Origin of the sequence: Pseudomonas sp. BN606 (assembly GCF_029873115.1) — a bacterium.
In the GTDB taxonomy this organism is placed as follows: domain Bacteria; phylum Pseudomonadota; class Gammaproteobacteria; order Pseudomonadales; family Pseudomonadaceae; genus Metapseudomonas.
Genome location: NZ_SSOF01000072.1, coordinates 48597 through 74203, shown reverse-complemented (window position 1 = coordinate 74203; position 25607 = coordinate 48597). Strand labels below are relative to the sequence as shown.

Here is a 25607-nt window from a genome sequence, read left to right as displayed (position 1 = left end):
GTCCGAAACGAATCCCTTAGGAGAGCAGGATGAAATTCAGTGAACAATGGCTGCGGAGCTGGGTCAGCCCGCAGGTTTCCCGTGATGAGCTGGTCGCTCGTCTATCCATGGCCGGCCTCGAAGTCGACAGCGTTACTCCCGTAGCCGGTGCATTCAGTGGCGTTGTCGTGGGCGAGGTGCTAAGCACGGAACAACACCCCGACGCCGATAAACTGCGCGTCTGCCAGGTGAGTAACGGTAGTGAGACGCTTCAGGTTGTGTGTGGTGCGCCGAATGTGCGCCCCGGCCTGAAGATCCCCTTCGCCATGATCGGTGCTGAACTGCCGGGCGACTTCAAGATCAAGAAGGCCAAGCTGCGTGGCGTTGAGTCCAATGGCATGCTCTGCTCGGCCTCCGAGTTGCAGATCAGCGATGACCATGACGGTCTGATGGAGCTGGCTGACGATGCTCCGGTAGGCCAAGACATTCGTGCCTACCTGGGCCTGGATGATGTGATTATCGAGCTGGGCCTGACCCCCAACCGCGGCGATTGCCTGAGCCTCTCCGGCCTGGCCCGTGAAGTGGGTGCGCTCTACGTTGCTCCGGTCACCCGTCCGCAAATTGCTGCTGTTGCTCCTGCCCACGACGAAGTGCGTCCGGTCGAAGTGACTGCTCCGGCTGCCTGCCCGCGCTACCTCGGTCGCGTAATCCGCAACGTCGACCTGTCCCGCCCGACCCCGCTGTGGATGGTCGAGCGCCTGCGTCGTTCCGAAGTACGCAGCATTGACGCCGCAGTCGACATCACCAACTACGTGATGCTCGAGCTCGGTCAGCCCATGCACGCCTTCGACCTCGCCGAAATCAACGGCGGCATCCGCGTGCGCATGGCGGAGGAGGGCGAGAAGCTTGTCCTGCTGGATGGCCAGGAAGTTAGCCTGCGCGCTGACACTCTCGTCATCGCCGACCACACTCGCGCCCTGGCCATCGCCGGTGTTATGGGTGGTGAGCACAGCGGCGTAAGCGACAAGACTCGCGACCTGTTCCTTGAGGCCGCTTTCTTCGACACCATCGCCGTTGCCGGTAAGGCCCGTTCCTATGGCCTGCATACTGATTCCTCGCATCGCTTCGAGCGTGGTGTCGACTTCCAGCTGGCCCGCGAAGCCATGGAGCGCGCCACTGGCCTGCTGCTGGAAATCGTCGGTGGCGAAGCGGGTCCGATCATCGAGGCCGTCAGCCAGGAAAGCCTGCCAAGCGTAGCTCCGGTTACCCTGCGTGCCGAACGCATCACCCAGATGCTCGGCATGGAAATGGACGCCGCCGAAATCGAGCGTCTGCTCACCGCGCTGGACCTCAAGGTCACCGCCGATGGTGCCGGCCAGTGGCGTGTCGATGTGCCGAGCCACCGCTTCGACATCAGCCTTGAAGTGGACCTGATCGAAGAGCTGGGCCGTCTCTATGGTTACAACCGACTGCCGGTTCGCTACCCGCAAGCCCGTCTGGCTCCGCGTGCGCGCGCTGAAGGTGCCATTGAGCTGCCGGCCCTGCGTCGTCTACTGGTCGCCCGTGGTTACCACGAAGCCATCACCTACAGTTTCATCGATCCGAAGCTGTTCGAGTTGTTCAATCCGGGCGTGAAGCCGCTGATGCTGGCCAACCCCATCTCCGCTGATATGGCCGCCATGCGTTCCTCGCTGTGGCCGGGGCTGGTGAGTGCGCTGCAGCACAACCTCAATCGTCAGCAATCTCGCGTTCGCCTGTTCGAAAGCGGCCTGCGTTTTGTGGGGCAACTCGAAGGCCTGAAGCAGGAACCCATGCTGGCTGGCGTGCTCTGCGGTTCCCGTCTGCCGGTAGGCTGGGCCAACGGCCGCGACGCCGTCGACTTCTATGACGCCAAGGCAGACGTAGAAGCCATCCTCGGTGCCGCTGGTGACCTGGGCGCCTTCAGCTTCGTACCGGGTGAGCATCCCGCCCTGCATCCGGGCCAGACCGCTCGCATCGAAAGAGAAGGGCGGCTAGTCGGCTTCCTCGGTGCCCTGCATCCGGAACTCGCAAAGGCCCTGGACCTGGATCAACCGGTGTACATGTTCGAGCTGGTGCTGGCCGAAGTGATGCAAGGCAAGCTGCCGAAGTTCAGTGAGCTGTCGCGCTTCCCTGAAGTGCGTCGTGACCTTGCCCTGCTGGTGGATCGCGACGTCGCCGCCGAGTCGGTACTCGCAACCATCCGTGAGGCTGCTGGCGAATGGCTGACTGACCTCAGGCTATTTGACGTGTATCACGGTAAAGGCATTGATCCGCTTAGAAAAAGCTTGGCGGTTGGCTTGACCTGGCAGCATCCATCGCGCACTCTTACTGACGATGAGGTGAACAACACAACGCAAAACATCGTCACCTCGCTGGAAGACAGGTTCAATGCCACGTTAAGGAAGTAGCGTATGGGGGCTCTGACGAAAGCTGAGATGGCTGAACGTCTTTATGAAGAGCTTGGCCTGAATAAACGGGAAGCCAAGGAATTGGTGGAGCTGTTCTTCGAGGAAATCCGTCAGGCGCTGGAGCACAACGAACAAGTGAAGTTGTCCGGGTTCGGCAATTTCGACTTGCGCGACAAGCGTCAGCGGCCTGGCCGAAACCCGAAGACAGGAGAGGAAATCCCGATCACGGCTCGCCGTGTGGTCACTTTCCGTCCAGGGCAGAAACTCAAAGCCAGGGTCGAAGCTTATGCTGGAACCAAGTCATAACGACGAGTTACCGCCCATTCCAGGCAAGCGATACTTCACTATTGGCGAAGTTAGTGAACTTTGCGCAGTCAAGCCCCACGTGCTGCGTTACTGGGAGCAGGAATTTCCCCAGCTCAACCCAGTAAAGCGGCGCGGGAACAGGCGCTACTACCAACGTCAGGATGTGCTGATGATTCGGCAGATCCGGGCGCTGCTTTACGATCAAGGCTTCACCATCGGCGGGGCGCGCCAGCGCCTCTCCGGGGACGAAGCCAAGGAAGACACCACCCAGTACAAGCAGCTCATCCGCCAGATGATTGCCGAGCTTGAGGACGTCCTCCATGTGTTGCGGAAGTGAATTTTTTTTAAAAAAACCTTCCACAATTCAAAAGCTTAAGATATAGTTCGCTCCGCTTCCGGCGATCCGGAGCGAGCTAGAAAACGTCGGGGCGTAGCGCAGCCTGGTAGCGCACTTGCATGGGGTGCAAGGGGTCGAGTGTTCGAATCACTCCGTCCCGACCAAAAATCCCTAGAAAATCCAGTCACTTAGCGGTGACTGGATTTTTTTATGGGCGGGTGTTTTGTGTGGTTGCCGAATTTTGTGCCACTTTTTGTGCCACCGGGATTTTGTGCTGCTATCGAGCGAAAGGCTGGTTAATTATCAGCCGCCTTTGTCCAGTGGGCGAGGGCTCAGCTTCTCTGCTGTGCTGCCATTGGGAGTCCTGGGTTTGTGCATCTCTACAGCATTCAGTTTCCGCTTCGTATGCGCACTTCGTGCTTCTAGTTTGATGCAGCGCGCTTTCTACCCTAAGAGCTGGGGTAGCTGCGAGGGCCGATTACGGCATCACGATACCTGCAATCGGTCAGTTTCAGCTATCGGCCAAGAGCGGTCTTTTCAACAGATACCGACGAAACTCCTAAACGGCGCCGGGCTCGCCTATCAACAGGCGTTACTGTGGGTTGACTGCTAGGCGAGATGTTGCCCATGCCTACATTGAGAGTCATCGGCACGTTTCATTACCCCTTCGTAATCAACAGCATGTGCTTGCTTAGACGCTATCCTTGGGATGGGATCGAAATCAGCGCAAGGGAAGAGGGATGACATGCGTGTTGCAAGCTTGAAAGTAGAAAACTTTCGCGGGATTAGAGCGGCAGAGATTCTGCTTCCTGATCATGCGGTGATCGTCGGCGACAACAACATAGGGAAATCCACTCTTCTCGAGGCTATCGACCTTGTTCTGGGGCCGGAGCGCTTGTCACGTCGCCCGGTTATTGATGAGCACGATTTCTACGCTAGCGAATACATCGGTCCCGAAGGGCAGCCTGTCCCCATTAGCATTGAACTCGTGATTACCGGGTTGAATGCGGACCAGGAAATGCGCTTCAGAGACCACCTTGAATGGTGGGATAACGAGCACTCTGCTGTTCTCGAGGGACCTCCCGCTCAGGGGACAGATGCCGAAGGTGTCCAGTCCTGCCTACGCATTGGTTTCACCGGTGGATATGACGCCGAGGAAGATGATTTCACCGGCTCAACGTACTTCGCGTCTCCTGCAAAGCAGGACGGCACATTTGATGCCTTTCGCAACACCGACAAACGGGAGTGCGGGTTCCTTTACCTTCGGACCGTGCGCACCGGAAGTCGAGCTTTAAGCCTAGAACGGGGTTCGTTGCTCGACATCATTCTGAGGTTGCAGCAGGAAAAGAACTTCAAGATCTGGGAGGACTTGCTTGTCGATCTTCGCAACCTTGAGGTTGCCGAAAAGCCGGAGCTTGGGATCAGCAACATCCTTTCAAGTGTGCAGGCCTCTATCAGGAATTACATGCCGTCAGATGGCGGTACTGATCCCCTTATGCGGGTATCTGACCTCACGAGAGAGTCCCTCCGTCGAACACTCACAGTGTTCATGGCCACGGGCGCTCAACGTAGCGACGGCAGCGAACATGCCGCCCCGTTTCAACACCAGGGCACCGGAACGATAAACATGATGGTTTTGGCTCTGCTATCACTCATCGCGGAGCTGAAGCAGAACGTCATCTTTGCGATGGAGGAGCCAGAAATTGCCATCCCTCCCCATATCCAAAAACGCATCATCAATGGCGTCCGAGGTAAGTCAGCCCAAGCCCTGTTCACGTCGCACTCTCCGTACGTTCTTGAAGAATTCACGCCACAGCAGATCGTCGTAGTTAGTCGGGAGGAAGGGCATCTGCAGGCACGCGAGGCCGGGATGCCACCTGGCATCAAAGCCAAGCTCTATAGGCAAGATATCCGGCAGCGGGTCTGTGAAGCCTTGCTTGCACGGCGTGTGCTTCTTGCAGAGGGACGCACTGAATATGATGCCTGGCCCGCAGTGGCTCGCATGCTCCACAAGGAAGATCCTAACCGGTTCATGCCGTTAGAGGCATTAGGTATCCCCATCCTAGATGCCGGCAGCGACTCTCAGATAGCTGCTATGGGGGCTTACTACCGTGGCTTAGGGAAAACGGTGTACGCAGTTTTCGACCAGCAAGAGCCGGCACAGCGGCAGGCTATTACCGAGTCGGTTGACTTCCCTTACGAGGCTCCCGAAACAGGGTTCGAGAATGTCGTTCTCAACGGAACTGATGTGGCTGTGCTTCGCAAGTATGCTGCCGATCTGGTCGCCAGCGAATCTTGGCCATCAGACCTCAGAGAAAGGGTACCAACAGATCAAACCACCGTTGACGAGCTAAAGGCGATCTTGAGCGTGCTGCTGAAACGTTGGAAAGGTGATGGAGCCGCTGCAGCATTACTTTGCACTGCCACCAATCAAGGCCAGCTGCCTCCGTTCATCGTAGGCACGCTGGCCAATATTTGTGCGACAGTCATTCCCCCAAAGCCAACTGCTCCAGATCTCCTGGACGAAGTTCTTGATTTGATCTAGGAGCGGCAATGCTGGAGCTAGACGACACTCGTAACACGGTTATCGGCTGTCCGAGACATATGCTCGTCCTTGGAGGACCTGGGTCAGGAAAGACCACCGTAGCCCTACTAAAAGCGGAAGCGCTGATCGGCGAGCAGCAATTGAAAACCGGTCAGCGGGTGCTTTTCCTCAGCTTCGCCAGGGCGACTGTCGCGAGGGTAGCCGAACATGCGGGGAAGCTTTTGCCGGCATTAGAGCGCGGCAGGCTTGAGGTCAATACCTACCATGGTTTCACCTGGGGGCTACTGCGCAGCCATGGGTATCTGTTGCGCGCAGATAGCCCCATAATTCTTCTACCCCCGCCAGAGGCAGCATCTCGGTTGTCCAGCCTTCCCGAGGATCAGCGAGAGGCTGAAAAGCATCGGCTGCTGGCAGAGGAGGGGTTGCTTCATTTCGACCTTTTCGCGAGCAACGCAGCCCTGCTGCTTGAGAGCAGTAAAGCGCTGCAGCGCATCTACGGATCAAGCTATCCCCTGATCATCTTGGATGAGTTCCAAGACACGAACGAAGATGAGTGGCGGTTCATACGCGCACTTACGCCGCACAGCCAAATCATGGCGCTAGCTGATCCTGAGCAACGTATTTATGAATTCCGCGGAGCGAGTGCGGCCCGGATCCAAGAATACCAAGATGCTTTCAATCCGGACGTTTTCAACTTTGGACTAGAGAACCACCGAAGCAACGGAACGGACATCGTTCAGTTCGGGAACGACCTAATGAATGGGGTGAATAAAGGCAAGGCCTACAAGAGCGTCGCGGTGCAAACGTATACCCCCCGGAAAGGCCAGCTGCACGTAGACTTCAAGAGGGTCGTGATCGGCATCATACGCCGCTTGCTGAAGGCCGGCAGAGATTGGTCCTTGACCATCCTCGTACCGAGTAAAGACTTCATGGCAGAGGTATCCGCTTACCTCTCCAGCGATGCTGATGAGCTACCACGGATTCCTCATGACGTGGCGTTCGACCAAGAAGCTGCTGCTCTGGCTGCGGTGACCATTGCGGCCCTCCTGGAGGGGGGACCCCATGCCGAATCGATCACATTGAAACTACTCGGGAATCTGTGTGCCCACGTCCGCGGCCGGCGAGGAGAAAAGAAGCCAAGCAAGCCAAACTTAGATCTTGTCAACGCCATAGACGGTGTGGTCGCAGGGCAGGAGCTGAAGAAAATTGCCCATAAAAGGGTATTGGCGGCTGCGCAGGAAATCTCGCAGCAGCGTATGCAGTTAGAACTGTCGGGCGATCCTGCCGCCGACTGGATCGCCGTGCGCAAGCTCTTGGATGCCAGCGCCTGCGCTGAAATTAAACAGATCGCAGCTGATGGTCGCTTTGTTCGATTACTCGGCAAAGGAACTCTGCTGCGTGGCCGTCTAGGGGAAGTTTGGAGGAACACGCAGAGCTATGCCGGTGCCGAGGGCCTCGTTCGAGATGCACTTCTGCAGGAGCATTTCCAAGCTGCGACAAAGGAGTGGAAAGGTGTCCACCTGATGACCATGCACAAGTCAAAGGGCAAGGAGTTCACCGAAGTCCTTCTTTACGAAGGACTGATGAAAGGCCGATACCTGACTGACAACGCCTCCGCTGAGCGCGAAAGGCAAGCCCGTTTGACCATGCGAGTAGCCGTGACTCGAGCGATGCAGCGAGCGACAATTCTGACTCCAAAAGGGCAGCGAAGAAGCCCTTTGCTCTAAGTAAGGTGTCGGTCGCCATGACCGGTAATTGCTGGCTCAAGTCTGATCATTTAGGTCGTCTGTTTCTGGCCGATTGGTGCCTGTTGTAACCGTCCAGTTTGGGGCGTTAGCTAACCATTCCAACGAAGGATTGCCATATGGCCAAAGGATCCAATGGGGCTGCAGCACTGTCACAGACATTCAGTGATCAGGAGGTGATGGAGGCGAGTTTTCGCCTGGAAGCCGTGACTGAGGCGGACGCGCCTGTACGAAAACTCTATCTGCGGACATACGAGCTTGCGGATGCTGAGACTCGGACTTGGCATGCAACGCCTGAGAGCGAATGGCCACTGCTGGCTTCCATCACTCCAAACCAGATCATCATGCGGCCTATCCATGTGAACCCGCATGCACAGCGCTATCTGTCGCCAAAGAATGGTCGTTTTACGACGGTCATCTATGCGGATGAAGTCGGCACCAAGTTGCCAGATGACGCAGCCACTGCGGCGAGTCATATTGAAATGCATTTACCTTGGAAGCTCTTTGATTCTCCGGAGTACGGCCTCGGTTTGCACAGGGATCTTGACCAGGTGTGGCAAGGCCTCTCGCGAATTCCGAATGCAACGATCCTAGTAGTTAGCCAGCACCCGGGTCAGTACGCGGGCGACGGAGTAGTCTCCGTAAGTGTTGAGGAGCTCGACAAGCTGCGCCGCGGCTTCAATAGGATCACGACGAACGGCCGCCAGCTAATCCGCCAAAGCAAGCAAGGCCTTGTGCACGACGATGTGCTCAACCGGATTGACCCCGAGCGATTCCAGCGAACAGTGCGGGTGGCTCCGCCCCTGGTCGAAGTTCGACGTGAGGGATCAAGGCAAGCCGCAAACCGGGAGCGTGCCGAGCGTAGGTCCAATGTGCAGGCTGTACGCAAGCAACTCTATGAGTTGGTGACTGAGGCTCCTCGGGAGTTGATGATGCTGCATGCTGAGATCGAACGGGTGACCCTCGCCAAGATGATCGAAGCATTCAGAGCGAAGCTCGCAAGCAAATTCACCGAATCTGTCTGGCAGACATTCTTTGAGGTGAACAAGTTTGTCCTGAGCTTGGCGTTCGCTCGGCCTGTCGAGCTGGCGCATACGCAATTTCATGCCAAGGGGTCCACCTTGACCGGATCGGGGGCCCAGATCGGTGACTTCCTATTCAAGGAGCATGGCCAGGCGCTGGCCATCGTCGAAATCAAGACACCAGAGACGATCTTGATGCGAGCCAAGGCCTACCGCGGAGAGGAAGTATTTGGACCGAACTCGGAGCTCTCTGGAGCGGTGACTCAAGTCCTGTTCCAGCAAAGTGAACTCAAGCAACGTTGGATGCAACATCGGCATGACACTCCGGGAATGCAGCTGTCAGGCGCCGACGCCATCAAGTGCGTGGTCGTCGCAGGAACCTTGCCAACCGATCCGATTCAATTGCGCAGTTTCGAGGTGTTCCGCAACGCCTGCAAGGACGTGGATGTCGTCACTTTTGACGAACTTCTCGCGAAGCTGGAATTTCTGAAGAAATACCTGACCCCAGGGCCTGAGCAAGATTTAATCTGATCGCGCTACGCAGCTATCACAGGCCAGCGCTTCTCTCCGCAGGTGAATTGCGCGCGGTTATCGGCCTGCTCTATCGCACCCTGCTCAGCCGCCTTACCGGGAAAGATGGCCCCACGGTCTGCTCCACTCGATGCAGCAGACGTCAGCGTTTGAGAATGGGCCGAGTGAAGTAATGCAGCGGAGGAGAGATCATGGCAGCAGTGTCTGGTTGGCGCCAGATCGAGCCGGGCGGATGATCCTGCCGAAGAGACGGCCTGCCCTAGCTGTCTTGGCGGCTGGTTGCTTCTGACCGGTTCCTGCCTATTGCCGTCGTCAACTTTCGACCGAAAGCGGGTGCCGCGCGCCTAGCTTGTGCTACTACTGGCCTTGACCCCTTAGTCTCAGCTTGGCCAATAGGTCGTCGACGTGATCACATCTCAGTCGTTGCCTACATACCTGAATGTGGCAAAGCATCGATGTTGCTCGTCGCCGGCCGCGATCTAAGTGCTTGATAACGTCAGCCTAGCGCTAGAACACGCTCTGTGATTCGGGAGGCTGTTTTGGGTGGGCCTAAGATCAGCGGGCATCGTTTCAGCCTATTGTCGTGATACTTCCGGCGGGGGCTTAATCCTCAATGTGCATAGTTTTTAACGCTTGCTTAAGGTAGAGCTTTTGCTCTGTTTCTAGTTTGAGCAATAGCTCAATTACTTCATTGCGCTTAATTCCATGCTTCTTGGATAGCGATTTTAGTCGCGATATTGCTTTTTCCGAAAGCAGAAGGTTTTGTTGTTTTTTTCCTTTTAAACTTTCTCTATAGGTTTTTTGATACCAACGGTTTTTTGCGTATTTTTTTATGGCTTCCAGTTCGTATTCGCTGATCGATACTTGATTAAAATGCTGCATCACATCTTCGATGCTTCTGAATGCTGTCTGTAGAGGTTGGATGTGGGTGTTGTTATTTTTTATCCAGTCCCATATGCAGGTGGATATGTAGCTTTCGTCTGCATTTAAGGCCCAGCTAAAGTGGTTATATGGATTTCTCTTGGATTGCCATTCTTTTTTAAGATTTGCGACGATGTCGTTTTTTTCAGATAGCTCTATGTTCCATGTGTCAATTGTTGCTATCAAGAAATCTCTGCTTGTAATTTTTGTTGGAGCTATTTCGTGGAGGTTTCTTGGTTTGATATTTTTACTTGTTGGTGTCTTGTCTATTTTGTTTTTAATCCAGTCGTGTTGTATTTTGTCTTCGGTTACCCAGGTTAATGCCTTTTCTTCTAAAAGCTCTCTGCAAAGGCCTGAATTAATTGACGGTAAACTGCGAGGATTTACCACGATCATGCTGGATATTGCTTGGTCTAGATTTGGGAGGTCTATAATTTCGCTGCTCATGGAAGAGGGTTTTTTTGATTTGAAATAGATTAATATCCAAATTATCTCCCTTTTGCTTAACTTTGATCTGCGAAGTCGGCTCATAAGTTCGTTCACAGTTTCTTTTTTTATTCCTAAAAAATCTGATTTCATTTATTTTTATTCCTTTTGGTTTTTGAAATGATATGCCTTACTAGTAATATTTATAGCATTTTTCTAGATGATCATTTCTTTTGCTTAGCGGCCAAAAACGGACGTTTTCGTCGCTAGCCATGCCTAGCTCTCGCTAGCCATCCTAAACCTACTCAGTGCTGGAGTTGATGTTAAAAGCCAAATGCGGACGTGTGAAACACCAACCAGAGATCGCCCTGCTGAGGTGAGCTGCGTGGTTCGGAATAAGTGCGGAGCGCTGCTGCGAGGTGAGTGAGGTGCTGGAGTTAGTCCTGCCTTAGGCTGCCTTAGATGAGTGGGTGTTTTTATGTTGGTTAGTTATTATTAATATTGATTAGGAGGGGGTATATCTAGCGTTTGTGAATATCTACTGATCAGAGAGCTCCTATGAAACCATCATAGGAGCTACTCATGTACATTCAACCACCACCTAGCGCAACTGAATGGCGAGGCTTTCCTGTTCAGTTGGCGCTCAGCGATCTTAATTCAGACTATCTGAAGAATATCTGCCTCTTACTGCTGGATAGCTTGCTCATGCATTCGCGCTGGACGGTTATTCGGATTGACCTAAAAGCACCCAGAGGATTCATATTGCCTCAAGGGGCAATAACTGGCTTCATCGAGTCACTTAAGAGCCAGCTTGAGCATGACCAGTCCATTAAGCCAGCATTAGGGGTTAGAGCCTACGACCCGATGCTCCGCTATGTTTGGGTGCGCGAGTGGAACGACGCGAGCCAGCCGCATTATCACCTAGCGCTAATGCTGAATCGCGATGCCTACTTCACCTTGGGCGATTACTCGAAATTGCATCCTGCAGGCTGCAACTATGATGAAATGCTTGCGGGTCGTATCTACAAAGCCTGGGGTGTGGCACTGGGCCTGGACTGGTTCGTCGCAAGGAGTGGAGTTCACTTCCCACAGCGGCCCGTATCGCCGTTGAAGATTCAGCATCAGCTGTTCGAGCAGCAGTATCGGGCGGTCTTCTACCGCCTGAGCTACTTCGCCAAAAAGAGAAGCAAGGTGTATGGGGACGGGCAGCGCAACTTTGGCATGAGCCAGCTTCGTCGTCTTCAAACTGCACACACCTGAGCCATCTCATGGACTAATTATCGGAGTGCCGACCATGAGACTGATTCGACTGAAAGAAGTGATGCGACTGACTGGACTTGGCCGTTCTACTGTCTACAAGGTCATGAAGGAGGGGAGCTTCCCTGGCTCGGTTGCATTGGGGGGCAAGGCTGTAGCGTGGGTTGAGTCCGAGGTGCAGGAATGGATTCTGGCCCGGCTCCGGGAACGAGATGGCCAGGCATCACTGTAGCCCTGCGATGCAATCGCAGATGGTGTTGTCATCGCGTCCGTCTGCTGGTGTAGGGATACCTCTAGGCCTTGGCCTCTCAAGGCAAAAAAATATCGGGCATGGATCGGCGTGGGCAGCTGCTACGCTGCCCACGCTGAATCTATCCGGTGCAGATCAATTTCGACGTGTGTCTTCACGGAAAACCCGGCGCAGTTTCACAGGTATCCCTGTTCGGCGAGCGATACGCATCCTTCAGCCCCCACAACAATGTGGTCGAGCGTGCGGACGCCCACCAGCTCTAAGGCCTGCTTGAGTCTACTGGTCAGTACGCGATCTGCCTGGCTGGGTTCCGGATCGCCGCTAGGGTGGTTATGCACCAACACCATGGCTGCAGCGTTGTGTTCCAGCGCAACTTTGACGACTTCCCGGGGATAGACGCTGGCTCCGTCCAGGGTGCCGCGGAACAGCTCCTCGAATCGAATGACACGGTGTTTGCAGTCCAGCAGTAGCAGTGCAAATACCTCGTGCTCATAGTCCTGCAGCAGGATCTGCAGGTAGCTGAATACTTCCTTGGGTTGATGCAAGGCCTGGCCTTTGCGCAGCCGCTTGCTGGCAAGGCGTTGTGCCATCTGCACGATATCGGCTTCGGTCACAGGTGCATCGGCGATGTAGGTGCCAGCGGACTCGCCGGCCTTGAACTTGGCAGTCATAGGACCTCCATACGGCTGTGTTTGCAGGGGCATAAAAAAACCGCCAGACCTTCGACTGATCTGGCGGTTTGAGGGGGTTACGCGGAACCGGTATTTCAGGTCGGCTGTGTCAGTAGCTCATCAGGGCAAGCGGCCTTCGCTACACCATTGCTGCCATTCGGTGATCTGGTCGTGGATGATCGCAACTTCGTCACCTTCTTCTTGGCGATAGGCTGCAATCCAGGCGTCCAAACACTCGTCGGCATCCAGCGCAGACGGTGCTGGATCCTCTTTGACTCGACCCAGCTGAAGCAGCCGGCCCTGGAATTAATACTCGACGCAAGCGTAATTCTGGCAGTTGCCTTGCACCTTTTGCTCCCAGGCTTGCTGCTCCTGCAGGACGTTCTGCTTGGTTGCCTCACTGTAGTTTGGGCTGCTGGCGATCCTGGTTAGGCTTTTGTCGACAGCTCTCTTGAGCCCCTCCAAAGATTGTCGATAGCAGGTTTCAACCTCATAGGCAGATCGTTTGGAGTCGCAGTAGGCATTGGCTTGGACGTTGACCGATGACGCCAGTAGCAGTACCGGGACAAGTGTTGTCAGGAGCTTCATGAGCATGCCTACATCAGGGGCGCTTTTTGGCGCAGATCTGAATAGGTTTCCGCGCTATTGCTGTAGACGGCCTGTAGGCTCCCGAGCCGATTGATATGGCCGAACGTCTTGACCTGCCCGTCGCTGTAGGTGCCTTCCAGTCCCGACCAAACGAGCTTGATCTCTTCTCCCTTTACGACCCACTGAAAGACCTCGGCCACTGACTCTATGGTGGCGGCATCGTCAAATTGCTTCAGCTTGGCAGCGTGCTGGGCATCCAGCTCTTCAAGCTTTGTGGCAACGGAGTTTTGCAGGTTTTCATAAAGCTCTTTTGCCCGATCCAGGCGCTGCTGAGCATAAGCTACAGATTCTTGCCCTCGAGCGTTCTGGACTTCGCTCAGGCGAGCGCGTTCTTCGTCAATATCGACTTGCACCTTGGCGCGTGCGGCCTCCATGGTCTGAAGCAGCTCCCGTTCGTTCTGCTTGTGCGCGGCGAATTGAGGGGACGCTGGGTCACGCACGTAGCTGAGGAAGTAGCGCTGCGCGGCTTCAGCAACCTCTGGGCTGCCGGTGTAGTTCTGAAGCGATCGTGAAGGGGGATTTTCGGTGAGCAAGGCCTCCTGGGCCAGCAGCTCATTGAGCTGGTCGCTGTCCAAGGAGACACTGCTGGTAGGACGCGGTTTATTCAGCGCGTTTTCGGCTGCCTCCACCTCCATGCGTGCCGGTTCCAAGTGGACTTGAGCAGCACGTCTTTCCATATCGAAGCCGCTGAGTAAGTTCTCCCGGGTGCGTTGTTTTTCCCGTTCGTAGTACGACTCGATGCCGGTGATATGGCATTTGTACTGGACGAGTTCTCTGTTTCTATCATCGGTGATGACGTTCCAATCGACGCTGTCGCAAATGCTTCGATTACTGAATGCTTGGTCGACGGTGTATTGATCGTTGATTTTCATTCGACCGTTCTTGACGGTATCGATGGCGTCGTTGCATCCGGCCAGAGCCAGGGGCAGAAATGGCACGAGAATGATCTTTCGCAGGCTCATGTGATCCTCGAATGGTCTGAAAATGAAAGGGGGGGATTGAAGCGGGCTGCATCCTGCAGAGGTGATTCCCTAGCTGTTTAAGTCGTGTGTAGGCATTAGAGGTTGAGATTCAACTCTTTAGGTCCTTCATGTCAATAAGTGGTTCGCCAACCATCCAGGGCGAGATGGGAGGCGACATGTCCGAGATTGATCAGAAGCACTTGGCTGAAGCTGTAGGTCGAGCGATTGCCAAGCAGCGTGTCCGCGTGGGTATGACGCAAGAGGACGTTGCCGAGCGGCTTGGTATTGGCAGCGAGGCGGTTTCCCGCATCGAGCGGGGTATCGTCATCCCCAACATTTCTCGCTTGCTGGAGTTTGCTGCCATCTTCGAGTGCGAGGCCGCGGACCTGCTGACAGAAGCAAGTCCGCGAGCCGATGACCAGGCCCAGCGAATCAGCCGCCTGCTGGCTACGGTCGCACCTGCGGATCGCCAGCTGATTCTTGGGATGGTCGAGCAGTTGGCGGATCGCCTGGCTGGGGCGTGACGGTATCGCTGAGGTGCTGGTCGAAACGTGCACCGCAGCGCAGGCAAAGGCAGTCGAATTCTCCGAAGTGATAACGCTGAACGTCCTGAGCGAACTCCCAGCTTTGGGCACACCCAGAGGTAGCGCTTTCTACGGCACTTGTAACCAGCTCCAGTCCGGTCTGAAAGTTTTCGCCGGTACTGCGGTTTCCGTGTCCACTGCGCTGGTCTCGCGTCTGCGAAAAGCCGTCCAAGAAGCCGCCTAAGGTTCCCAACAGAAGCGAGAATGCTTGCACCTGAGCCTTGGTGATGACCAGGGTCGATTCGCAGATCAGACATCGTGTTTCCATGGTGAGTCTCCTGATGGGTTAGGGCCTCGATTCGCTGCTGAGCGATTCCAGCTTGGCGGCCAGGGTTATGCGCTGTGAGGATGAGGGCTCGCTGATGGCGGGCGCTGGCTCGGTGAGCGGGAAGAGCTCATCGACAATGGCGCCGCTGTCCTCCTCGTTGTCTTCAAAGGTGCCATTGCCTAACCCTTGTTGCGCTGCACTATCCAGCGCGCGCTGATCGAAGCCAGCTGATTGCCGTGCCTCATCCAATTGCTTGGTGGCCAGCAGGTTCTCCTCCACGCTCATACCGCTACGCAGCGTGATGTCCACGTAGAAAATTGGCGTGCCATGGCTTTGCCGGGTGGACTTGCCGCGCAGACGCAGCTCCAACGCCAAGCAGGCCAGACGGTTGCCTGAAATGGCCTGGAAGTATTTCAAGCGGGCCGCGAGGGTACGAATGCTGTTGAAACCAGTGGTACGGAAGACAAAGCTGCCCAGCGGATCATCATCGCCAATGACGACATTCAGTCGGCCATACGGCTTGCAGGCGCCACCTTTGGCCAGTGGGCAGGCATCGGGGGAGGGGCAGGGCAGTGACTGGATTCCATCCTGGCCAATGCGCTTGCAGGTTTCCCCATTACCCACACAAACCGGTCGCCCGGTTTGCCGATCGAAAAGGGTGTAGTCGGCGCGGAAATTAAGCTCGGGTTCGTTGAACATCAGGCGAATCGGGATACTGCGCAGCTTGTCTTCTTTACCCTGGCGCAGCTGGTCGTTGAGCGGGTGCAGTAGCCAGCCATCCTTACCTTGCACTTGGGAGGTGATGGTGAACTGATCATCCTTTTCCGGCAGGCGCTTGCCGTTCTTCTCAACAACTTTGCCGATGGAGATGCGCCCAATCACCGGGGGTGTCAGAGCTAGACCTTTCAACATGGTGGTTCTCCTGGAAACGAAAAAAGGCCAGCCATGCAGCGTGAACGGCACGGACTGGCCAAGGGGGAGGGAACAGATGGAAGCGGTTGGATTCAGCCGACCAAGAAGCGCCGCGCACCGGGTTTCAGCAGCGGGTACTTGGCCTGCAGGTAGGGCTTGTCTTTGAGCAACTGGACGACGTCCAATCCGATGCTGTCCTTGGCCTTGCGCCAGCTGACATAGCCGCTGGCGAACTCAGCCCGGCTGGCATCGCCCATGGCTTGCTGCAACATCTGCTTGAGCTCGGCCTCGCGCTTCTCCTTGTCGGCAATCGACTGGCGAACGGCTTTGAGCTCGATGAAGGCGGCGGTCAGTCCGGCATGGCTGCTGAAATCGATGACCTGGCCGTTGTCTTCGGGATAGAGGCAACGCAGGGCCGCTTCAGCAGATGCGGTGCCATCGGCCGGCGGAGGCGTGTCGGTCTCCACGTACTGCCAGAACTTGCGCTCCAGCTCGATCAGGCGAGCGATCATCTGCTCATCCCGCTCGATGCGGTGGATCTCCAGCGCCTGGCCGCCGAGTAGCACGGCGACATCCGCAGCCTGTTTACCGGTGACGGCGAGCTGGTGCATGACCTGCAGCAGCACATACTCGGGCACGCCTTCTTTCCAGAGGCGTGCCCCGTTTATGCCGGCGGTCTTGCATTCGAGAATCTGCACGTCGTCGGCCCCGATTACCTCGCGGTCGATATTGGCCAGCATCCAGGGCAGCTCTGGATTGGGATGCTGCAGTACGGCGTTGATGCGTCGTACGCGGTTCTTGGTGCGCTTGCTGTAGTGCCAGGCCACGATGGGTTCCAGGACATTGCCCCAGTACATCGGGCTTACCTCATCGTGGGGATCAGCCTTCGGCAAGCGAGCATCGCGTCCGGTCTTCTCCAACCACAGTTCCAGCTGCGATTTGTAGGGATTCAGGCCGACCGCAGTGGCGGCATCCGAACTGCCGATACCTTGCTTGCGGATCTGCAGCCAGTCCTCGCGTGGCAGCTCCTTGGTGCTGACCAGGCGCAGGGCAGGGCGTTTCTTGCGGGTGCTGCTGTTCAATGACGTTGCTTTCATATTGCTCACCTGCAGACATAAAAACGCCCGGCCAGCACAAGGCCGGCCGGGCGCGAGGGTTGATGTGATAGTGGGTTAAGCGGCGAGCTGCAGCGCAGCGTCCAGGGCTCGCTGCTTGATCTGCGCGCCTTGGCCGAACCAGGCCGAGTCCATGCGGTACTCGTTGCTACGCGCACGGCGCTCGTGGTCGACGTACTCGGTCACGGCATTGAGCAGGCCCCAGGCGGTGCCGCGTGCTGAGTCCAGCTGGCTACCGCGACCACGGCCTTCGTACAGCTCTTGCACCTTGCGCAGGGCGCGCTCGTTGGGCAGATGTTCGGGCAGCGCACCGGTCGGGCTGGTCTCGCACATGACGTTCATGAAGAAGCCCAGTGCTTCATGCCACTGCACCTTACGCTCGGCCAGCGCGCGCATGCGGTACATGAAGTCGTCCCATTGCGAGACGGCGATGCCGAGCTGCTTTTTCACTGCTTGGGGATCGAAGCGTGTGTTGTGCGGCACCTTGATCGCGCGACTAGTGCCGTCCAGGGCGATGGTCAGGGTGTTGTTGCATACCACCCGCACGGTAGTTGGCGTGGCTGTGGTAGCCAGGGTGCCATCGCAGGAGGTGGCCAGCAGCAGGTAGCCGTTGACCTGGTCGTTACCCTTGAGTGCAGCGCCTTGCCCGGTACGCGCCAGCGCCCAGAACTTTCGCCCGTCCTTGAGTACGCCAGCGGTTTCCAGCTCGTAGCCGGAGACCTCGGTCAGATCCCGGTAGAACTCCAGCACTTCGCGAGGTTGCACGGTGTGGTAGCGCTGGGAGACCACCGACAGTGGCGCCTTGGTGTCCGAACGGAACAATACCTTCTGCTCGGGGAACGAGTGGATCGTTCCGAGATGGCCAATCGCGTCTGACTTGAAGTGCACGGGGCTTTCCAGGATCTGCCAGTCCATACCGGCTTCGCGCTGCCAGACTTCAAGGGGTTGTTTCTGAGTGAGCTGATTGCCCAGGCCATGCCAAGGCGTGGCGCCGACATAAGCCATTTGCTCGATGAGGTGAGCCATAAAAATCTCCTTGCCAGAGGGCCTAGCTATCGCCCGGCAGTCGAGTGCCGAGTCGGTGTGAAAAGGGCTGAATGAGGGGCGCGCCCAAAAACCGCAGAAGGGACTACTGATCGCTGATGGAGAATATGTGGCCGCAGGCGTGGCACTCGAAGTTATCGAGCACTCGGGCATCGATTTCTTCACCCATGCGTGCACCGGCGAGGCTGCCGACCGCGCCGCCCGCTAAACCACCAAGGATGGCACCAGCCAGGCCGCCCAAGGCCGCCCCGATGGGGCCAGCGACTGCGCCCAGGGCAGCACCGCTTTGTGCTCCGGCTGCAGCGCTCGCCGCGCCGGTAGCGGCTCCACCTACGGCACCGGCTGCACCACCGATTTTGCGGGCATGGTTGCGTGCTGTGACGCGCGCAGAGTTACAGGAAGGGCAGTTAATCGACATCGTTCAGACTCCTGAGAAGGGAAGGGCTGAAGAGGGCACTACGCACCCGTCTTCCCTTCAATGATTCAGGTCTGAAATTCAGTTATATCTGGTCGGTGAAGCTGGTCTGACCCAAGGCTGTGCTACAGCTGGGCCTATCCTGCGGTACCGGAGTTGCATCAGAAGGGTGAATTGCCGAGGTGAGCGGTAGTTCAGCGCGCTGTGCGGGATCATTGCAGCTTGGAAATGTTCTCAGCTTGGGATGTGTCCATGGCCTTTGGGAGGCAAGGCAAGAGAGGATAGCTGGAGGGTTCTTTTTTTTATACATCAAATGATGTATAAAAACCGGAACTCGACACGAGAGACTCCCTATGGCGCCGAGCAATCCGTTTCATCGCATAGCTGACCTTCCTCCCGAACAGGCCATTGAGCAACTGCTGGGCATAACTGCCGCGGATCTCAAAGCTACAGCGCTACAGTGCTTTCGGTCCGCATCTTTGGCTGGCCCGCTGCAGCCCAAGGGGTCAGATGGCACCCTGGCTTGGATTTTCGGCACGGAAGCCTTTAGACAACAGATGCTTCCCAAGGGGTGGAAACCTGCTGACCCAAGTAATCAGCCGCGTGTGGTCTCTCTCGACGGTAAGCATGCTGTAACGGTTGCTTGCGGTGACCACAATACAGGTAACCCGTATGTCAAAAATCCGCAGACTCGGAACAAGCGTGGTAACCGCACGACTAAAAGCGTGTCCTACAACGCCCGGCAGGCCGATCTGTTCCCTGTAGAGCGACGCAGTCGACAGATTTTCATCGACGATCAACAAGGTGAGCAGACGCTCTGGATCCTTCTGTTCTATGTTGATCTTGAGAATCGCACGGTTCATTACGAACTCTCGCGCCCGATCACCATCGGCGAAAACGGAAAGGTTGACGACTGGAATCCGCGCTTTATCATGCCGGCGCTCGTTCTGGATGCCCCAGAAGACAACCACGGATCTGATACAGCTCCCGATATCGACATTCCAGTTACACCGAGATCATGACCGAGACCAGCGATTTCAATCCGGCCCGATTAGTGCTCGCCCGCCAACGCCGTGGATGGACAAAGAAGTCGCTAGCAGATGCCACATCTTTAAGTGGCAAAACGATATCTTTGTACGAAAGCGGTGATTTGATTCCGTCGCACGAGAGCCTGAGCAGCATTGCCCAGGCTCTTAGCTTTCCGCTGTCCTTTTTCAGCGGTGTCGATGTCGACGCGCCTACTGATGAGAACGCCAGTTTCCGTTCGTTCTCTCGTATGACTGCTGGACAGAGAGATGCAGCGCTCGCTGCGGGCGGCATTGCTTATATGCTCAGCGACTGGATCGACAGCAAATTTCATCTGCCAGAAGCGTCTGTTCCAGATTGTTCTGGCATGGATCCCGAAGCCGCTGCGGAGACTGTGCGTGCGGAGTGGGGGCTGGGGCTACTGTCTATAAAGAACATGGTTCACCTTCTTGAGTCGAAAGGTGTACGTGTTTTTTCCCTGGCCGAAGAAACGAGCCAGGTCAACGCGTTCTCTTGCTGGCGTCGAGGCGTAACGCCTTTCGTATTTCTGAACACGCAGAAATCGGCTGAAGCCAGCCGATTCGACGCCGCCCATGAACTGGGGCACTTGGTTCTGCACAGGCATGGCGAGAACAAGGGTAAAGAGGTTGAGAACGAAGCAAACGCCTTTGCTTCGGCGTTCTTGATGCCTAAGCAGACCATTTTGGCTCAGGGGTGGAAATGTAGGTCCGTGGCGGATGTCATCAAGATGAAGAAGATCTGGAACGTCTCCGCTATGGCTCTTGCCTACCGCTTGGGAAAAGTCGGGATTTTGACCGAGTGGGTTTATCGAAGCTTCTGTGTTGAGCTTGCCAGTATGGGGGCAAGAACTAACGAGCCTGATCCTTCTCCCCGAGAAACATCGCAAGTGCTGCAGAAGGTTTTGGGGCTCGCCAGAGACCAGGGCAAATCGCTCAGTGCCATTGCATCAGAGTTGAGTGTTTCATCTGCAGATCTGACGCCGATCTTGTTTGGTATGGCACCTGTGGCTGTCCCTGGTACTGGAGATGCTAGAGCTTTTGAGGTTCGCGGTGGAGCAGGGCTACGGTTGGTCAAGTGAGAGTTCGATGCTACTGAGGCAACGGGGGTAGAACTCAATCGAAGGGCCAACCGTATTGCGTTTGATTGATAGGCTTACAGATCCCACTCTTGGTCGGTGGACTTCGGTGCTATGCCAGGGGTGAGCGTTGGTGCCTCCTAACATGCGGTGTAAGGACTACTACCAGACACAGTTCGCGGGATATGCGCGCTACCTCGCTTCCGGCGTTGCGCTTGATGAGTGTCTGCATGACTTTCTCGACCAGCGACCAAGCGGAAAGTACACCCAGAGAAATCGTGCATCTGGACTGGCTGCAGCCGATTTCTGGTGGCACCCCGCAAATGTAGAGGGAGCTACTCTGGCCAGTCTTGCGCTTGCGCGTGTGCTGCATTTTGATGACGCGATCAGTTTTGAGCTGCTGGATCACCTGGCTGTTTATCACCCCGTTCAACTGCGCTGGGCTATTCGCTATTCCAAGCTTTTCACACGCCGGGACTCGCCTATTTGGATTCAGCTTCAAAATAACCGCACCTGCGAGGAGTGGCAGACGTTCTTCGGAGTTTGTGAGCGTCTGCTGTTGCAGCTAGAGCCCTTTGATACGGTTATCAAGAGCACTGAGCGGCAATTGCAGTCGCTGTCATTGCTGGAGTTGCTTTCCTATCTCAGCGTACTGGCCTATGCCCGTCTCGGGGAGGCTGGTGACGATCCTGCAGGCATGGATTGGGTTGCTTACGAGAGGATCATTCTGCGCAAGCTGAAGACTTGTAGTGAGTCTGACTTTCGGCTTTCTACGGATGTGCTTGGCCGTTCGTTGAGGCAGCATCTGTCGTCGATACTGTTTCCGCAGCCAGGGGAGGGCGCGGAATGCGTTGTGAATTTGGAAACGGTCGGCGTAATGATCGAGGCAACGCGAGAGCTCATTGATTACGAGCGTTCCATCGACTGGTTTTGCTTCGATAGTGAATGCGATTACCAGCTCAAGCCAGGGCAGTCAGTCATCTTCAACAAAACGGACGAGGGTACCCTGCGCTGGCAGCGTACTGAGCGAAAAAGCCAGCTGTTGTGGTACTACTGGATGCGTCGCGCGGTTGATGTCTTTGCGGCTTCTGAGTTGGCAGGGCAGGTGATTGGTAGCGCCGAAAACCATGAAGCCAACCAGCTCGCATACATCAAAGCGATTTGCAGCCAGCTCTATCTGCAGGTGGTTTTTGGGCTGGGCGAAAGTATCAGACTCAGAAACGGCACGGATGTCTCGCTGCACCACGCCATGCTGGCCAGTGAGCTGACCAACGCTTTTTTCGAACAGGCCTATCTGCAGCCCTATCGCCGATACCTGGCTGACTCTGATGACCCCATAGCGGCACTGGGCCGCTTGGCTTTTGAGGGGCTACTGCAGGGAGAGAATCGCTTTCCGATGACCTGGTCGGAATTGCCGGAGAAAGTGGAGCGGATCCGCGCCTGGACGGTCAGTGATAAGCATCCCTCGGGCGACCCGGAGGCCGCCAAAGCTATCCTGCAGTTCTGGACCAGTGACCTTCAGGCGCTGTCCGAGCAAATCAAGCAAGCTCCAAATCAACCGACGCCCAGGCTGTACGAGCGGCCTTTCTACAAGGTGGGGCGCTTCAGCTTTCAGTTTCCCTGGATTGCAGGAAGACAGAACAGCCTCACTGCCGCGGTGAATAATCTGCGTCGCGTGGAGGCGCGTAGACCTGAGCTTCGCTCCGAAACAGAGCGTGTCGAACACGAACTGGCTGCTTCTCTTCGGCAGCGAGGTTTCCGCGTCGTTGTGGGTTATCAGCCGTCTCGCAAGGATGAGGGAGATGCGGGGGAGATTGATCTGCTGGCGTGCCTCGAGGGCGTGCTGCTTTTGCTTGAGGTCAAATCAGGATTTATCCGTTCCAACGGTCACGAAGTCTGGCTTCACCGCACAAACACGTTACGCAAGGCTGCCAGGCAGTTGAAGCATAAAAGTCCGGCGGTGCTTCAAGCATTAACGGAGGATTCTGTCTTGCGTGACGAGTTGGGACTGGGGATCTCCGGTCCGTTGCCGGACTTGCACGCCTGGGTTGTGGACACCTCGATTGAGCTGGACGGGGAGGTGCTTGATGGTCCTCCAGTCGTATCACGTGAGGTGATCGAAGTCGCACTGCGTGACGAGCAGCACCACCTGAGGGGGTTCGAACAGGAGGCTGAGGCAGGAGAAGAGATAGCCACACTTTATCCGGACGGATTCAGCGCTCAGGCGTTTGTCCGGATCATTGAAAGCAATGAGGTTTGGCTGGGTGTGCTCTAGAGTCCAGTGCTTGTAACATCTGTCCGCTTTGTTTACAGACGAAAAGTAGACAGATCGCCTTCGTTACTGCATCGGGTCATAGTCCAGGCACTACCCCGAAGGAGGCTGTGCCATGACTACGTTGCTTTCTTTCTATGAGGTCTTGCTGCTCGCAGGGCTGGTACCCGCTTTTGTGGGGCTGGCGCGCATGGCTTATGGCGGATCGGTCGAATAGAACCGTTAACAGCACTTCACTGATATAGCCAGGGTTGAAGCTCATCCAGGTTGGCTACAACGATCTGCTGAGCGGTGGCCTTGGCATGCACCTTGGTGGGGTCGATCTGGTAGCGCTGCAGGACGTACTGCACCAGGGCACCGCGCGTTTCGATCACTAACTGACCCTCTCGCATCCCGTAATCGGTCTCGATGATCACCTTCTGCTCCGGCTTAAGTCGTGAGTCCGGCTCGATCACCACAGCCACCTGAGTGCTCCAGCCCTCATCCTGGTCGCGTCCATTGGAAGACGGGTCATCCATGAGCTCAGGCGCGCCGCGGAAGCGACTTAATACGAAGTCCCGGTAATCGCGATTCTTCTCGCAGTACGCGCGTACGTGCCAGCGCATGCCGGTGTAAATCAGCGTGTGCGGAGCGATCAAGCGTGTCTCGGCATCCGGTGTAGTAAAGGACACGTACTCACACTCCAGGCGCAGCCCCTCGCGACAGGCGCGCAGAAGCGGGCGCAGCAGTTCCGGGCGTACCGTGCGATCCGGTACCTGCAGCACCTCGGTGTGCGCGTAGGCCAGTGCCAGGCCTTCGATATGAGGGGCGCGGTCATGGTTGTGGTTGAGCAGGTGCAGATAGGCGCTGGCGCTGTCGTCGATGAACAGTGGCTTGAAGTGCCGACTGGGTACATACCCCTTCAGATGCTTGTCGTATTCCAGGTTCTTTGGCGCGTAATCGCTGATGTAGGAGTTGATGTCCTTCGACGCCTGCTGACGGCTGATGCCGAAGCTCTGAATCAGGTGGTTGGTGGTCAGGCGGCCTTCCCACCAGACCACGGTTTCGATCAGGCGATAGCGCAGCGCTAGATCCCAGCGCACGGACTCGATTGATTGCTTGCGTTTCATGGCTGCTCCATCTGTTCGAAAACTTTACCTGTACACGTAAACACTCTAGATGAGTCATCTAAAGCTACATATCTTGAGGTCGACGTTCAAGCGGCCCCATTGGGCTTCCGGACTTAGGGAGTGTTGAGCATGAACATGATTGGGTTGTCGTGGATGGTAATGAGTGCCGGTTTGCTGCTGGTTGTGCTGGCAGGTGTTGCAGTCTATTGGCAGGTATTGCGCCGTCGAGAGGCGGTTACAGCCTTGCAGATCTGTCAGTCGCAACTGGAGCAGCACATGGCTGCATCTCATCAGAAAGACGATGAGCTCCGTGAGCAGAGTGCTGGTCTGCGGGCGGAAAAGGCCCATGTTGAGCAGCTTCATCGACAGGTCGAATTCGCACAGCAAGAAGCTGGGCGCTTGCGTGCCGAATATCGCGATCAATCCTCCCAATTGGCCGAGGTGCAGAGCTCAGCCAGCGCCGCCCGTGCTCAATATGGCCAACTGCTTCAGCAGCATGATGAGCTCAAGCAGGCGAGTACCCGGCTACAGCAAGTTCACGATGTTCTGCAGGATCGCTTTGCGGCCCTGACCAAGGAACACGCCACATTGAGCAGCACTCTCGATCAGAAGCAGCAGCACTTCGCCGAGCAGCAGCAACTGCTCAAGGAAAGCCGCGACCAGCTCAAACTGGAGTTCGAGCAGCTTGCTGGCCAGATCTTCGAAGCCAAAGGCCAGGCGTTCTCGCTGCACAGTCAACAGTCACTGGACGCACTGCTTAAACCTTTCCGCGAACAGATTGAGGGTTTCCGCACCAAGGTTGAAGACATTCACCACAAGGATGTCCAGCAGCAAGCTGCGTTGACCCAGGAGCTGCATCACCTGAAGGAACTGAATCGACAGATCACCCAGGAGGCTCAGGATCTCACTACCGCGCTAAAAGGGCAGAAGAAGGCGCAGGGGAACTGGGGTGAACTGATTCTGGAGAACGTCCTGGAGCGCTCCGGTCTGGTCAATGGCAAGGACTTCAAGCGGGAGGTCAGCTTCACTGGCGAGATCAATCGCCAGCGCCCCGATGTGATCGTCTACCTGCCGCAAGGCAAGCACCTGATCATCGATGCCAAGGTCTCGCTCAACGCTTACACCCGTTACATCAATGCCGAAGACGATGCCGAGCGGCGCATGGCGCTTGCCGAGCACGTGACGGCCATTGGGCATCGCATCAAAGAGCTCTCTGACCGCAACTACTTTGACTTGCCGGGGCTGAATGCGCCTGAGATGGTCTTTATGTTCGTGCCCATAGAGTCGGCTTTCGTCGAGGCGCTGAAGGCGGACGAAACACTATTCCAGAAGGCCATCGAGCAGAACGTGTTGGTGGCGACGCCAACCACGTTGCTGACCAGCCTGAACATCGTGCGCCAGCTGTGGCGTTTCGAGGATCAGAATAAACACACCGCCGAGTTGGCCGAGCGGGCTGGCAAGGTATACGACAAGCTACGCACCTTTCTCGGCAGCATGGACGCCATCGGTCACAGCCTGGACAAGGCGCAGGATGCCTACAAGAAGGCCTGCGATCAGTTGGTCAATGGCAAGGCTAACCTGGTCAAGCAGGTCAGTGATTTCCGTCAGTTGGGCGTAGCGGTCAAAGGCGAGCTGAATGAGGTCTGGGTCGACCGGGCGGATCTGGAACTCAACCTGCTCTCTCAGATGCCAGCTGAGCAGCAGGCCTGAACCCTGCCGCAGCACGCAAGCGAAATG

At 56.2% G+C, this 25607-nt stretch carries 21 protein-coding genes and 1 tRNA gene; 14 read left to right on the top strand and 8 right to left on the bottom strand.

Features of this window, described 5'->3' with window-relative positions; translation table 11 throughout:
* Positions 1-29 precede the first annotated feature (29 nt).
* From pheT to E8E75_RS14280, 7 genes are all read left to right on the top strand, one after another.
* Positions 30-2408, top strand: a complete 2379-nt coding sequence (gene pheT, locus E8E75_RS14310) for a phenylalanine--tRNA ligase subunit beta (RefSeq protein WP_153917133.1) — start codon at positions 30-32, stop codon at positions 2406-2408.
* Positions 2409-2411: 3 nt separating this feature from the next.
* The gene (gene ihfA, locus E8E75_RS14305; RefSeq protein WP_003282572.1) at positions 2412-2714 is read left to right on the top strand and encodes an integration host factor subunit alpha; all 303 of its coding nucleotides are present in this window, start codon (positions 2412-2414) and stop codon (positions 2712-2714) included.
* Positions 2695-3051 carry a MerR family transcriptional regulator gene (locus E8E75_RS14300; protein WP_016493505.1) on the top strand — a complete coding sequence of 119 codons (357 nt, stop codon included), beginning with the start codon at positions 2695-2697 and terminating at the stop codon, positions 3049-3051. Before ihfA ends, E8E75_RS14300 begins: the two co-directional genes overlap by 20 nt.
* A gap of 87 nt (positions 3052-3138) precedes the next feature.
* Positions 3139-3215: transfer RNA gene (locus tag E8E75_RS14295), tRNA-Pro, on the top strand.
* A gap of 581 nt (positions 3216-3796) precedes the next feature.
* Positions 3797-5596, top strand: a complete 1800-nt coding sequence (locus E8E75_RS14290) for an AAA family ATPase (RefSeq protein ID WP_280359270.1) — start codon at positions 3797-3799, stop codon at positions 5594-5596.
* A gap of 8 nt (positions 5597-5604) precedes the next feature.
* Entirely contained in the window at positions 5605-7323 is a 1719-nt protein-coding gene (locus E8E75_RS14285) for an ATP-dependent helicase (RefSeq protein WP_280359269.1), read from the top strand.
* 137 nt (positions 7324-7460) lie between these two features.
* Positions 7461-8894, top strand: coding sequence for a DUF4263 domain-containing protein (locus tag E8E75_RS14280; RefSeq protein WP_280359267.1), 1434 nt, complete (start codon positions 7461-7463; stop codon positions 8892-8894).
* A gap of 603 nt (positions 8895-9497) precedes the next feature.
* On the opposite strand, the gene E8E75_RS14275 is transcribed toward E8E75_RS14280, so the two are convergent.
* Positions 9498-10394 carry a hypothetical protein gene (locus E8E75_RS14275; RefSeq protein ID WP_280359266.1) on the bottom strand — a complete coding sequence of 299 codons (897 nt, stop codon included), beginning with the start codon at positions 10392-10394 and terminating at the stop codon, positions 9498-9500.
* Between the two features lie 429 nt (positions 10395-10823).
* Here E8E75_RS14275 and E8E75_RS14270 point away from each other — a divergent pair, with 429 nt between their 5' ends.
* On the top strand, positions 10824-11501 hold the full coding sequence (locus E8E75_RS14270) for an inovirus Gp2 family protein (protein ID WP_280359264.1): 678 nt from the start codon (positions 10824-10826) through the stop codon (positions 11499-11501).
* A 34-nt stretch (positions 11502-11535) separates the two neighbouring features.
* Positions 11536-11730, top strand: a complete 195-nt coding sequence (locus E8E75_RS14265; protein WP_124984804.1) for an AlpA family transcriptional regulator — start codon at positions 11536-11538, stop codon at positions 11728-11730.
* Between the two features lie 194 nt (positions 11731-11924).
* Here the strand turns inward: E8E75_RS14265 and radC are convergent, their stop codons facing one another.
* Together radC and E8E75_RS14255 are read right to left on the bottom strand one after the other, a co-directional pair.
* A complete protein-coding gene (gene radC, locus E8E75_RS14260) occupies positions 11925-12419 on the bottom strand; it encodes a DNA repair protein RadC (protein WP_280359260.1) in 495 nt (164 codons plus the stop codon).
* Positions 12420-13015: 596 nt separating this feature from the next.
* On the bottom strand, positions 13016-14029 hold the full coding sequence (locus tag E8E75_RS14255; RefSeq protein ID WP_280359258.1) for a hypothetical protein: 1014 nt from the start codon (positions 14027-14029) through the stop codon (positions 13016-13018).
* A 176-nt stretch (positions 14030-14205) separates the two neighbouring features.
* Between E8E75_RS14255 and E8E75_RS14250 the strand changes: the two genes are divergently transcribed.
* Positions 14206-14553, top strand: a complete 348-nt coding sequence (locus tag E8E75_RS14250; protein WP_280359255.1) for a helix-turn-helix transcriptional regulator — start codon at positions 14206-14208, stop codon at positions 14551-14553.
* Positions 14554-14899: 346 nt separating this feature from the next.
* On the opposite strand, the gene E8E75_RS14245 is transcribed toward E8E75_RS14250, so the two are convergent.
* The 4 genes from E8E75_RS14245 to E8E75_RS14230 form a co-directional block, all read right to left on the bottom strand.
* Positions 14900-15793 carry a hydrolase or metal-binding protein gene (locus tag E8E75_RS14245; RefSeq protein ID WP_280359341.1) on the bottom strand — a complete coding sequence of 298 codons (894 nt, stop codon included), beginning with the start codon at positions 15791-15793 and terminating at the stop codon, positions 14900-14902.
* Positions 15794-15885: 92 nt separating this feature from the next.
* A complete protein-coding gene (locus tag E8E75_RS14240; protein ID WP_280359253.1) occupies positions 15886-16890 on the bottom strand; it encodes a lambda-exonuclease family protein in 1005 nt (334 codons plus the stop codon).
* A gap of 75 nt (positions 16891-16965) precedes the next feature.
* Positions 16966-17934 (bottom strand): DUF932 domain-containing protein, encoded by a 969-nt coding sequence (locus tag E8E75_RS14235; RefSeq protein WP_124984798.1) that lies wholly within the window; start codon positions 17932-17934, stop codon positions 16966-16968.
* Positions 17935-18037: 103 nt separating this feature from the next.
* Complete coding sequence (locus E8E75_RS14230) at positions 18038-18370, bottom strand: hypothetical protein (RefSeq protein WP_280359251.1); 333 nt, start codon at positions 18368-18370, stop codon at positions 18038-18040.
* A gap of 350 nt (positions 18371-18720) precedes the next feature.
* On the opposite strand from E8E75_RS14230, the gene E8E75_RS14225 reads away from it, so the two are divergent.
* The 3 genes from E8E75_RS14225 to E8E75_RS14215 all read left to right on the top strand — a co-directional run bounded on the left by E8E75_RS14225 (position 18721) and on the right by E8E75_RS14215 (position 22764).
* Positions 18721-19389: a hypothetical protein gene (locus tag E8E75_RS14225; protein ID WP_280359249.1), complete on the top strand. Its 669-nt coding sequence runs from the start codon at positions 18721-18723 to the stop codon at positions 19387-19389.
* The gene (locus E8E75_RS14220; RefSeq protein WP_043106099.1) at positions 19386-20492 is read left to right on the top strand and encodes an XRE family transcriptional regulator; all 1107 of its coding nucleotides are present in this window, start codon (positions 19386-19388) and stop codon (positions 20490-20492) included. Before E8E75_RS14225 ends, E8E75_RS14220 begins: the two co-directional genes overlap by 4 nt.
* A 142-nt stretch (positions 20493-20634) precedes the next feature.
* Entirely contained in the window at positions 20635-22764 is a 2130-nt protein-coding gene (locus E8E75_RS14215) for an NERD domain-containing protein (protein WP_280359248.1), read from the top strand.
* Between the two features lie 230 nt (positions 22765-22994).
* Here the strand turns inward: E8E75_RS14215 and E8E75_RS14210 are convergent, their stop codons facing one another.
* Positions 22995-23870: a WYL domain-containing protein gene (locus E8E75_RS14210; protein ID WP_280359246.1), complete on the bottom strand. Its 876-nt coding sequence runs from the start codon at positions 23868-23870 to the stop codon at positions 22995-22997.
* A gap of 129 nt (positions 23871-23999) precedes the next feature.
* Between E8E75_RS14210 and rmuC the strand changes: the two genes are divergently transcribed.
* Positions 24000-25580, top strand: coding sequence for a DNA recombination protein RmuC (gene rmuC / locus E8E75_RS14205; RefSeq protein ID WP_280359245.1), 1581 nt, complete (start codon positions 24000-24002; stop codon positions 25578-25580).
* The last annotated feature ends 27 nt before the right edge of the window (positions 25581-25607 follow it).